This is a genomic window from Aminobacter sp. J41 (assembly GCF_000526635.1).
Classification (GTDB): Bacteria; Pseudomonadota; Alphaproteobacteria; order Rhizobiales; family Rhizobiaceae; genus Aerobium.
Genome location: NZ_JAGL01000060.1, coordinates 1 through 9,831, shown reverse-complemented (window position 1 = coordinate 9,831; position 9,831 = coordinate 1). Strand labels below are relative to the sequence as shown.

The window sequence follows — 9,831 nt, the reverse complement described above, 5'->3', positions numbered from 1 at the left end:
CGTATCTTTGCAATCGTCTCCACAATCAACATCCAAAACACAAATGCCTCCGATAAAACCGGAGGCATTTTGATGACCCCACGTTAAGGGGTCCCGTTTGGACGAAAATCACCCCTTAAACAGGGTCCTCATTCCATGAAAAATCACAACCACACTTGATTCACGCGAGAGTGGCCCCCGGAAATGCTCTCGAGCCCGGATGACGGTATCCGCAGAACAGTTTGCGCAGGAGCCCCTGGAAGGGGCTGGCATTCAGCAGGCCCTGTCGCCTGGTGCGACAGGCCTTTCCAAGAATTCGTCTGCCACTCTGAAGGTGAGAAAGGATTGACGTGAGGATGCTCCGCACAACGACCTGCAGCAGTCGCCCTCTCCACCCTCGGGTGTTCGGGTTAGAGACCGATCGCGTCCAGAAACTGGTACCATCCCGCCACCGTTCGAATGGCCGGCTCTCTCACGAGTTGAAATGGGACTGGCCTGAGCCGCGAGGACGTAACGAGACCGAGATCCGGCCTCTGTCCGGTAGCCAACTCGGCAACATACTTGCCCATCAGCGATGATAACGCGACGCCGGAGCCATTGTAACCGGCCGCGTATATGACTCTATCATTATAACTGCCCAGATGCGGCAGGCTGTCGAGCGTCATTGCGACGAGTCCCGACCACCGATGCGTCACCTCGATATTGCTCAACTCAGGGAACTGCCGAACCATAGCCTTGTGAAGAGCCGAGAAGGCGGCTTCAGTATCCTCTTTTCCGAAAGCTCCGCGACCGCCATACAACAGCCGCCCCTGCGCCTTCCGAAACCACCGCATCATACGCCGTGTTTCCGTATAGCTGCGGCCGAAGCGGAGCAAGTGTTCAGCGGCAGTTCCTTCCAGTGGCTTCGTCGCAATCATGGCCGAACGAAAAGGTATGACGGCCTTTTCGATAGGTCGCGTGGCCGGAGAAATATTTGAGTAGGAGTTCGATGCCAAAACAACTTGCTTGGCACGAATCGTCCCCTTGTCGGTTTCGAGACATACGCCGTCACTCTCAACCTTCAGACTCAGTACGGGCGTCTGCTCACAGATCGTCACCCCTTCCTGCAACAGTCCGTCGGCCCACCCGAGCACGAAATTGAGCGGATGGATGATACCGCCGTGCCTGTTGAGCATGCCCCCTGAGAAATTGCCAGACCCAATCTCCTCCTGGAGATGTTCCGCAGACAGGATGCTGCACGCCTGATCGCCAAGTGCCGAGTTGAGCCACTCGCATTCCTGCTTGAGGGACGCGAACGATGCGGCATTGTGGGCACACCGCAGCGATCCACTCGGTTGATACAGCGCCGCCGTGATTTTGTACTCATCGACCAAGACACCGATATGCTCAGTGGCTTCGATCCCAAGTCGGTGCATCCGGCGTGCGGTTTCCAGACCGTAGCGGCTGCTGATATCCCTAAACGATACTCTGAACTTGCCCGATACGACGCCGCCATTGCGTCCACTGGCACCCCAACCGACATGGTTCGCCTCCAGAACGATTGGCGACAGCCCCTTACGGGCAAGATACCGGGCTGAGGACAGGCCGGTATAGCCCCCACCAACGATCGCAACGTCGAACCGGTCCTCACTCCTGAGAGTGCTGAATGTTGGCCTGGCCGAAGCCGTTGATTGCCACAAGGACCGCCCGATGGGCGCAGATGCACGAGACGACATGGTGGAGGCAACCGAAATCAAGCGTGATTGTCCTGCCTCATGGAGGCAGCGCCCAGTTCTGCATCGACTGCGTCAGCAAGCTGTGCGAGTGTCGCAAAGTGGAAATCAGGGATCTCGACTTTCTCCGGAACCGGCGTTCCGCCAAAGCCCTTCAGTCCCTGCCGCCGCTCAATCCAGCAGGTTGCGTAGCCGAGCTTCTTAGCGATCCCGATGTCGTGATACTGGCTCTGTGCAACATGCAAGATTTCCGATTGCTTGTATCCAAAGGCCGACTGGCGCCCCCTGTTGAACGCGAAGAAGTTCGGGTCCGGCTTCGCACAACCTGTTTCATCGCAAGTCACGCTGTCGTGAAACGGGTTCCCCAGTGTGTCCGAGTAGGCCGAGAACGCGGTTCGATCCGCGTTCGTCATTGCGACGAGGCGAAACTTCTTCCGCAAGCGCCGGAGCGCATCCGCCGAGTCCTGGAAAGCCGGATGGCGGATCATAGCCAACTGGAACGAGTCAGCGGCGAGTTCGCTGGAATCGAGTCCCAGTTCCTTTGCCATATACAGGTAGACGTCTCTCATTGCGTAGGAGGATCGCCCATAGAAGATCTCGCGACCCCGCAGGTACGGTGCAAAGATTTCCTCGTCAGATAGGCTCCTCGCCTTCTCACCGCCGAGACTCCGCGTGGCGTTCAAGACACCCGCTTCGAAGTCGATAAGAGTTCCAACAACATCGAAGGTCAGTACTTTGAATTCAGTGATTTTCATTGGCTTTCTCCAGTCTAGCTTTGTCGTCTCAGAGCACGCTGCAGATGCGATACGCATCCAGCATAGCCGAGTGGATATTCCGGCTGGCGACGGCGTCACCGATCCGGTGGAGTTCGAAACCTTCGTCTCTCAGCTTCGGTTGTGGTTGCAAAGCCAGGAGGGCTTTGATGTCGGTTACGCCATCGTTGGTGGATTGTGGCCGCAGACCCGCATAGATGTCCTCCATCGGCACCGTGCCTTGCTCGACCACGACATGGTCGACATCCACGAGTGTCTCCTGCTGGGATACCTCGCTCACGATCCTGGCCTGCAGGCGATTGGTCGAGCGGACAACCTCGACCAACTTGGTGTCGAACATCGGATTGATTCCGAGCTCCAGAAAGCGCTTCTTCCAACGGAACCGTTCCACATACGTCAGTTCCTCGGCAATCTGGCCGTCGATTGAACAGTAAACGATGCTCACCCCCTGGGCGGCGAGCTTCTCAGCCGCGAGGGGGCCAGGATGACGTCCGGTTCCATCAAAGATCAGTGCCGTTCCTGAGGCTGAAACATGGCCTGTGAGCACGTCCCAGGTATTCAGGCAGTGATCCGCACCAGACACGAGATCGACATTGGGAAGGCCACCGGTCGCAACGATGACGACATCCGGATCGAGGGCCCGTACATCGGCATCCTCCATATAGGATTCGGTCTGCACACGGACCTTCAGCCGTTCGAGCTCAGACACGCGCCAGTTGACGATGCCCATGAGGTCGCGACGCCAGGACCCCGTTGCGCCGATCAGGATCTGACCGCCGAGCTGTGGCGCAGCCTCATAGAGCGAAACGTCATGTCCGCGTTCCGCACAGATCCGCGCCGCCTCCAGTCCAGCGGGACCGCCGCCGACCACTACGATGCGCCTCGGCGCACCCTTTGCCTTTGCGAATTTGTGCTGAAGCTGAGCTTCACGGCCCGTAGCCGGGTTGTGGAGGCAGGACGGGCGCTGGGGCGACTGACAATGGGTGGCTCCGACGCACGGGCGGATCTCGCTCTCGCGCCCTATCCGGATTTTCTCAACGATGTAGGGGTCGGCGATCTGAGCCCGCGTCATTGCAGCCATGTCAAGCTTGCCTTCGGCAATCGCATAGCGGGCGGACGCGACATCCGCGATGCGAGCGGCATGGAATACTGGCAGCCCGACCTCTTGCTTGAACAGACCGACTGGTTCGACCCAAGGGGCAATGGGCGAACCCATGCCGGGCATGTTCTGCTCGGAAAGGCTTCGGATCGTATCCATCGAGCCATAGACGGCATTGATGAAGTCGACTGCGCCGGCATTCTTCAAGATCAGCGCGATCTTGACACAATCATCGAACGACAGACCTCCGGGGGTTCGCTCGTCGATCGTAAACCGTATGCCGACGACAAAATCGTCCCCGACCGCTTTCCGAATAGCCTCGTGAACCAACAGGGCAAAGCGACAACGATTCTCGAGGCTGCCGCCGAACCGGTCAGTCCGATGGTTTGTCAGCGGCGAAAGAAACTGACCGATCAGGTGGCCGCCCGCAAGCGTTTCCAGACCGTCCAGCCCCCCTTCCTTGCAACGCTTAGCAGCCTCTGCATAGGCACGGATGACACGCTCGATATCGTGCTCATCCATCTCCTTCGGAATGCTGCGGTGAAGTGTTTCCCGCACAACGGATGGTGCAATCGTGGGAAGGCGGTCGCCTGCATAGGGATCGCCGCGTCGTCCCAGATGGGAAATCTGGCACATGAGCGCCGCCCCGAGACCGTGCATGCGCTCGCTGAACTGCTGGAAGTACGGGATGATGCGGTCGTCACCGACATTGAGCTGGCGGAAGATGTTCGGCGAATCCCGATCGACGTTGGAGGATCCGCCGAACATGGACAGGGCCAGCCCGCCCTTTGCTTTCTCGGCGTGGTAAAGCTGGTACGCCTCACCGGGCATGCCGCCTTCCTCAAGGCCGCAAGCATGACTGGTGCTCATAATCCGGTTGCGCAGTGTGAGCTTTCCGATCGTGAAAGGCTGAAGAAGAGGATCCTTCGTGATCTGCTGATTGGTGATGTCCATAGTTGATCTGCCGTTTCTGGTAATAGAGATCCGATCGGCCGAAGCGCTGTCTGGCCGCTCTTGATTCTTTGATGGTAGGCCGCTGTTTCGGGCGTGCGCCCGGATCTTGCTATAAGACTTGGCTTAGGAAGCGCCTGGTTCTCGGATCCTTTGCATCGTTAAAGAGTTCGGATGGCGGACCATGCTCGACTATGACCCCGCCATCGGTGAAATAGACATGGTCGGCGACTTCCCGGGCAAACCCCATTTCGTGTGTCACGAGGATGCAGGTCATTCCCTCGGAGGCCAGTTGCTTAATGGTGACGAGGACCTCTTTGACGGTTTCAGGATCGAGGGCCGCCGTGACTTCGTCGAAGAGCATCACGTCAGGGCACATTGCGAGGCTCCGGGCTATCGCGACGCGCTGCTGCTGCCCGCCGGATAGCTCACCGGGATAGGAGTTCTCCTTGCCCTGGAGCTTGACTTTCGAGATGAGTTCGCGTGCCCGTTCCTCCACCTTCCGTCTTGGCTCCTTAAGAACGAGCAGTGGCGCCAGCATGACGTTTTCAAGAGCTGTCTTGTGGGGAAATAGATTGTACTGCTGGAATACGATGCCGACCTTCCGCCGCAGCGCGAGCACATCGAGCTTGGGATCGTTGACTTCAAGGCCCTCAACTCTGATCGAGCCATGCTGGATCCCGTTCAACCCGTTGATGCAGCGGATGAGGGTTGACTTACCCGAGCCGGATGGCCCGATGATGCAGATCACCTCTCCCTTTCGCACATCGAGACTGATGCCCTTCAGTACTTCAAGAGAGCCGTAGAACTTGCGGACGTCACGCAGTGAGACGATCGGCATTTCGGGTGTCCAGCTGCGGGGGACATTGCCCTCCATGGTGCTAATGAGAGACAGCATATTTTTGCTCGAGCTTTCTCGTCCAAAGAGCGATCGGGTAGATGTATGCAAAGAACAGGCACAATAGGAAAAGGTAAAACGGCAGCAGGAACTCTGGCCGCCCTCCGCCCGCTTCCATAGCAGCCTGGGCATTTCCGACAGCCTCATGAACGCCCAGGATCGATGCCATCGGTGTGGCCAGGGTGAGCAGGGCGTACCAGTTCATCCACGGTGGAATGGAACGCTTGATGCACTGCGGCAGAATGATATGCACCATGGTCTGGCGTCTGGTGAAGGCCAGACCTTCGGCTGACTCCCATTGTCCGGTCGGGATCGAGTTGATGGCGCCGCGGACGATTTCGCTGATGTTGCCCATCACCGGCAGTGAAAAGGCGAATGTCGCCTTGATCCAGTCCGGAATGATGACTTTCTCTCCCCCCCACAATGTCGCTTCGACCGGGAGGAGGTACATGACCGTGAAAAGGATGACGAGCCAAGGCGCGTTCCGGAACAGATGTGTCACAAACTTTGAAGCAACACGGACAACCCCGAGTTGACTGACCTGTGCAATCCCTAACGCGACTCCCAGCACGGTCGCGATGGCCATGGCAAGAAAACTCATCAGCAGGTTGAGACCGAACCCTTTCAGGATGAAGGGCAGCCAGAGGCTCAGGGTATCGAGCGCCGATAGGTTCGTGGCATCGGCTTCGCGGCTGTTCAAATGGACGGCCGCGAAAACAATCACGAACCCCAGGAGGAGAATGGCTCCGTGATACCAGGACAGAGCGTATTGTGCCGGCCTGGCGTTGCCAGTTTCAGTTCGCACCTGCGTCATCGTCCAAATCCCGGCAATGCGAGTTTCCGTTCCAGGAAGTGAAGACCCGCACCGAGCAATGCGACGACAGCCACGTAGAATACGAATAAGATCAGCATCATCTCAGGCACGTTGATGGTGTCGGACCACACCTGGTTCAGAACGTATGTCATTTCCGGAACGGAGATGACGTAAGCGAGGGAAGTGGTCTTCGCCAAGCTGATAAGATTGCTCGTGAGTGACGGCAGGCAGATTCTGAAGGCAAGGGGCAGGGTCACATGTCGGTACGTCTGCCACTTCGACAAGCAGAGGCTTTCCGATGCCTCCAGCGTAGTTCGGGGAACGGCCTCCAGACCGGACCGGAATATTTCGACATTGTAGGCACCGCCGAAAATTCCCAGTGCAATCATGGCCCACGCGAATGCCGAAACCAATGGTTCGGTGTAACCGCCCATGTCGACCTGCGGTGTGAACGCCCCCAATCCAAAATAGAAGAACAGAAGTTGGATCATCGGCGGCGTGTTCCGGAACGCCTGGATGTAGGCGTTGATGGCGCCGCGCAGAACGCGCGACCCCACCCCCTGCGCCCAAGCGCCGAGAATGCCAATGACCAGGGAAAGGAGGATCGCTCCGAACATCAGTTTCAGTGAAATGACCGCACCGGACAGGAAACGGTCATATTCATAGCGGTCGTAGAAGATGTTAAAGTTCAGCCCTGTCTTATCGTACAGGTCGTGGAAGAAAGGGGCGATCAGCTCAAACATCCCGTCTCCGCCTCCCTTTGGTCAGAGTCCCGCAACCCGATCATGAATTGGCGTCCAACTATTTCCCGCCCTCGAGGTAAGATGCATCCCACCGGTGCTTCTCATGCTGCTGGGCAAACCATTCCGAAGGTTTCAGCTTGTACTGGCCTTCAAGCTCCACGAGCTTGCCGGTCGACTGCCAGCGGTAGGCCATTCCCGTCATGAAGACGCCCCACGGCTTATCGAGCTCTTCAAGGGGCACAGCGGCTGCCCACGGATTGTTGTAGAGCACGGATACGGGCATCTCGTAGTCGGCCCACTCGGGTGCCTCCAAATCTGCCATGATGCTTACGTCATCATACAACCACGCGACACACTTGCCGGAGCGCAACGCTTCTTTGCCCTCCGAGTTGCCTGCGAAAGCGACGATCCTGACTTTGTAGTCCTGTTCGACCTTCTTGTTGTAGGCAACGCCCTGCTTGCCGCAAACCGGCTTGCCTTCGATGTCTTTCCAGTCCTTGATGACTCCCCTCTTGGCCATCAAGGTAGGGCCCGACGTCCAGTAAGCCGGCTCGATGATACCGACCGCCTTCCGGCGTTCAGTAGTGTCGTACATGCCGCCAATGATCAGATCGATCTTGCCTTGCTGCAAGAACTGGATTCGGTTTGCCGAATTGATAATGACTGTCTCGAGCTTCACGCCGAGTTTGTCCGCGACATCCTTGGCCAGATCGACCTCGATGCCCTGCATTGTGCCATCCGGAGAAGGATAGGACCAAGGCTTAAATGCCCCCTGCACGCCGACACGAACGACACCTCGCTCAAGAATCTCGCTCAGGCGAGTTTCAGCAGCGTCCGCAGGAAGAGCCGAGACGATCGTACAAGCGCCGGCAGCCAGCGCAACAACGAACGGTTTGCGGTGCGATTTAGAATGAAGTCCCATTAGCATGTCCCTCTCTCTGTTCCCGTGTTATTGTAGTTGCTTGGGTCTGCTCGCCCGACAGCGATTTTACCGTCCGGGCAGTCTCGCATCCGTCGAGGCACTAGACCTCAACTTTTCCATTCGGAACGGACTGCATCCCTGCACTTTAATTATATTATAGAGCCCTTGAGGGCCCTATCGGCAGTAGATTATAGGGCCGCCGACACATTCAAAATAGAAACTTTGCCGACTGGTATGCACAATTTGCATATTGCCGACCCGTCGTGATCGAAGGTCGTGGAGTAACATCGTGGCGCATGCAGCGAGCGGTGGCGGCGGCCGAGTTCCCGGCGGGCGCGGGCGAATGGGCTGGGATTGCGAGAGGCGGCAAACCGCTTGAGGATTGCGGATGGTATGACAGCTCGTGTCTGGATCGAGGCCGACAGATGAAATGACGGATGGACGGAGAGCCGGCGCTACCTGTCGCTGGAAAGTCTGAGCGCGTTGAGCGATGATCCCGGTTGCCGGCTGTCAGCCGTGACTGCCCCAGCAACCCGACTCAGCCGAGGACTGGCGCCCTTACACCACGCCACGGGACACGATCCGCCGGTTGCGTTGCAAATTCTGAACAGGGCGAGAAGCGAGCCGGAGTTCTGGGAAACGTTCATGCGGCGAGCAGGTCGAATTGCTCCGCGAGTGACGGCTGTGGATCGCAGGCGTACTTCGCCTGCCCTTTGCGCATCATGTGGACCATCTCGACCCCGCTGAGGATCACGCGGGCAGAGGCTACAGACTTGAAGCCGAGCATGGGTCGAACCCGCCGTTTGATGGCGCGATGATCCTGCTCGATGCGATTATTCAGATAGCGGCTTTGCCGGATCCGGATCGGCTTCAGTTTGCGCCTCGACCGATCTTGAAGTCGGTCTGCGGTATCGCAGGACAGGATGGCCTCTTTGTTCGTTTGGCTACCATCGATCACAATCCGTTCGGGTCGGCCATGCCGCTTTATCGCTCGGGTCAGAAAGTGTTTTGCTGCCGTCAGATTACGGCGCTCGCTGAACCAGAACTCGACGGTGTCGCCGTTGCTGTCGATGGCGCGGTAAAGATACATCCACCGCCCGCGGACTTTGATATACGTTTCATCCACATGCCACCTGCTTGTGACCGGCCGCTTACGCCGATTGAACTGCTCCAGCAATAGCGGAGCGTAGTGAACCGTCCAGCGATGAATGGTCGTGTGATCAACGGAGATGCCGCGCTCATTCATCATCTCCTCAAGATCCCGCAGGCTGAGATTGTAAGCCAGATACCACCGGACGCACAGCAGGATCACCGAGCGATCGAAATGACGGCCTTTGAACATCAAGCACCTCCGGAACGTGCGGGAGGCGTAGGCCGAACAGAGTTACCAGAAGGTTTGCAACAGTGCGCGGCGGCAATCAAGTGAGACTCAGCGTCAATCAGGATGAGACCGCATTGCCTCGCGTAAATTGCTCCCGAATTGTTGGTCGTTGCCTCATCTGATTTGCTCCCGGCATTTGAGGGTGCGGAGCAAATCAGATGAGGCATATCAGCGTGGCAACAAAGAACGAGTTGATTATGGCTTTGGCGCAACGGTATCGTGAGGGCAGCCGCGAGGAAAAATCGCGCATTCTTGATCAGGTTTGTAGCAATCAGCGGCATGCATCGGAAACATGCGATGCGCTTGCTCCGCGGAGGCGACAAGCAACTGGTTTCGCGACCGCGTCCTCGCGTTTATGATGAGGCGGTTCACCAAGCCCTTATAGTGCTGTGGGAAGCTTCCGACCGGATTTGTGGAAAGCGTTTGAAAGCGCTGCTTCCCACGCTGATCGCGTCGATGGAACGGAACGGGTACCTCAGCCTGGATGATAAGGTTCGCTCTCTCTTATTGCAGATGAGTGCAGCTACGATTGATCGTGCGCTTAAGAACATTCGTGAAA

General features: G+C 57.5%; 8 protein-coding genes and 2 pseudogenes. 1 reads left to right on the top strand and 9 read right to left on the bottom strand.

What is annotated here, in order from left to right:
• Nucleotides 1–389: 389 nt before the first annotated feature.
• The 9 genes and pseudogenes from L630_RS0119835 to L630_RS0119800 all read right to left on the bottom strand — a co-directional run bounded on the left by L630_RS0119835 (nt 390) and on the right by L630_RS0119800 (nt 9,233).
• A complete protein-coding gene (locus L630_RS0119835; RefSeq protein WP_024849933.1) occupies nt 390–1,694 on the bottom strand; it encodes an FAD-binding oxidoreductase in 1,305 nt (434 codons plus the stop codon).
• Between the two features lie 17 nt (nt 1,695–1,711).
• Complete coding sequence (locus L630_RS21915; protein WP_034331043.1) at nt 1,712–2,446, bottom strand: HAD-IA family hydrolase; 735 nt, start codon at nt 2,444–2,446, stop codon at nt 1,712–1,714.
• A 28-nt stretch (nt 2,447–2,474) separates the two neighbouring features.
• A complete protein-coding gene (locus L630_RS0119825) occupies nt 2,475–4,517 on the bottom strand; it encodes an NADH:flavin oxidoreductase (protein WP_024849932.1) in 2,043 nt (680 codons plus the stop codon).
• 109 nt (nt 4,518–4,626) lie between these two features.
• Nucleotides 4,627–5,355 (bottom strand): amino acid ABC transporter ATP-binding protein, encoded by a 729-nt coding sequence (locus L630_RS0119820; protein ID WP_280940254.1) that lies wholly within the window; start codon nt 5,353–5,355, stop codon nt 4,627–4,629.
• A gap of 40 nt (nt 5,356–5,395) precedes the next feature.
• On the bottom strand, nt 5,396–6,226 hold the full coding sequence (locus L630_RS0119815) for an amino acid ABC transporter permease (RefSeq protein ID WP_024849930.1): 831 nt from the start codon (nt 6,224–6,226) through the stop codon (nt 5,396–5,398).
• Nucleotides 6,223–6,969: an amino acid ABC transporter permease gene (locus L630_RS0119810; RefSeq protein ID WP_024849929.1), complete on the bottom strand. Its 747-nt coding sequence runs from the start codon at nt 6,967–6,969 to the stop codon at nt 6,223–6,225. Before L630_RS0119810 ends, L630_RS0119815 begins: the two co-directional genes overlap by 4 nt.
• Before the next feature lie 58 nt (nt 6,970–7,027).
• The gene (locus L630_RS0119805) at nt 7,028–7,891 is read right to left on the bottom strand and encodes a transporter substrate-binding domain-containing protein (RefSeq protein ID WP_144708880.1); all 864 of its coding nucleotides are present in this window, start codon (nt 7,889–7,891) and stop codon (nt 7,028–7,030) included.
• 299 nt (nt 7,892–8,190) lie between these two features.
• Nucleotides 8,191–8,319: pseudogene (locus L630_RS23510) on the bottom strand (Tn3 family transposase); the annotation flags it as partial.
• A gap of 215 nt (nt 8,320–8,534) precedes the next feature.
• On the bottom strand, nt 8,535–9,233 hold the full coding sequence (locus L630_RS0119800) for an IS6 family transposase (protein ID WP_024849927.1): 699 nt from the start codon (nt 9,231–9,233) through the stop codon (nt 8,535–8,537).
• 291 nt (nt 9,234–9,524) lie between these two features.
• Between L630_RS0119800 and L630_RS23295 the strand changes: the two are divergent.
• Nucleotides 9,525–9,831 (top strand): annotated as a pseudogene (locus L630_RS23295) (transposase); the annotation flags it as partial.

Excerpts from the sequence above, each read along its gene's own strand:
- L630_RS21915 (WP_034331043.1), bottom strand. The coding sequence starts at position 2,446 with ATGAAAATCACTGAATTCAAAGTACTGACCTTCGATGTTGTTGGAACT.
- L630_RS0119800 (WP_024849927.1), bottom strand. The coding sequence starts at position 9,233 with ATGTTCAAAGGCCGTCATTTCGATCGCTCGGTGATCCTGCTGTGCGTC.
- L630_RS0119810 (WP_024849929.1), bottom strand. The coding sequence starts at position 6,969 with ATGTTTGAGCTGATCGCCCCTTTCTTCCACGACCTGTACGATAAGACA.
- L630_RS0119835 (WP_024849933.1), bottom strand. The coding sequence starts at position 1,694 with ATGTCGTCTCGTGCATCTGCGCCCATCGGGCGGTCCTTGTGGCAATCA.
- L630_RS0119820 (WP_280940254.1), bottom strand. The coding sequence starts at position 5,355 with ATGCCGATCGTCTCACTGCGTGACGTCCGCAAGTTCTACGGCTCTCTT.
- L630_RS0119825 (WP_024849932.1), bottom strand. The coding sequence starts at position 4,517 with ATGGACATCACCAATCAGCAGATCACGAAGGATCCTCTTCTTCAGCCT.
- L630_RS0119805 (WP_144708880.1), bottom strand. The coding sequence starts at position 7,891 with ATGGGACTTCATTCTAAATCGCACCGCAAACCGTTCGTTGTTGCGCTG.
- L630_RS0119815 (WP_024849930.1), bottom strand. The coding sequence starts at position 6,226 with ATGACGCAGGTGCGAACTGAAACTGGCAACGCCAGGCCGGCACAATAC.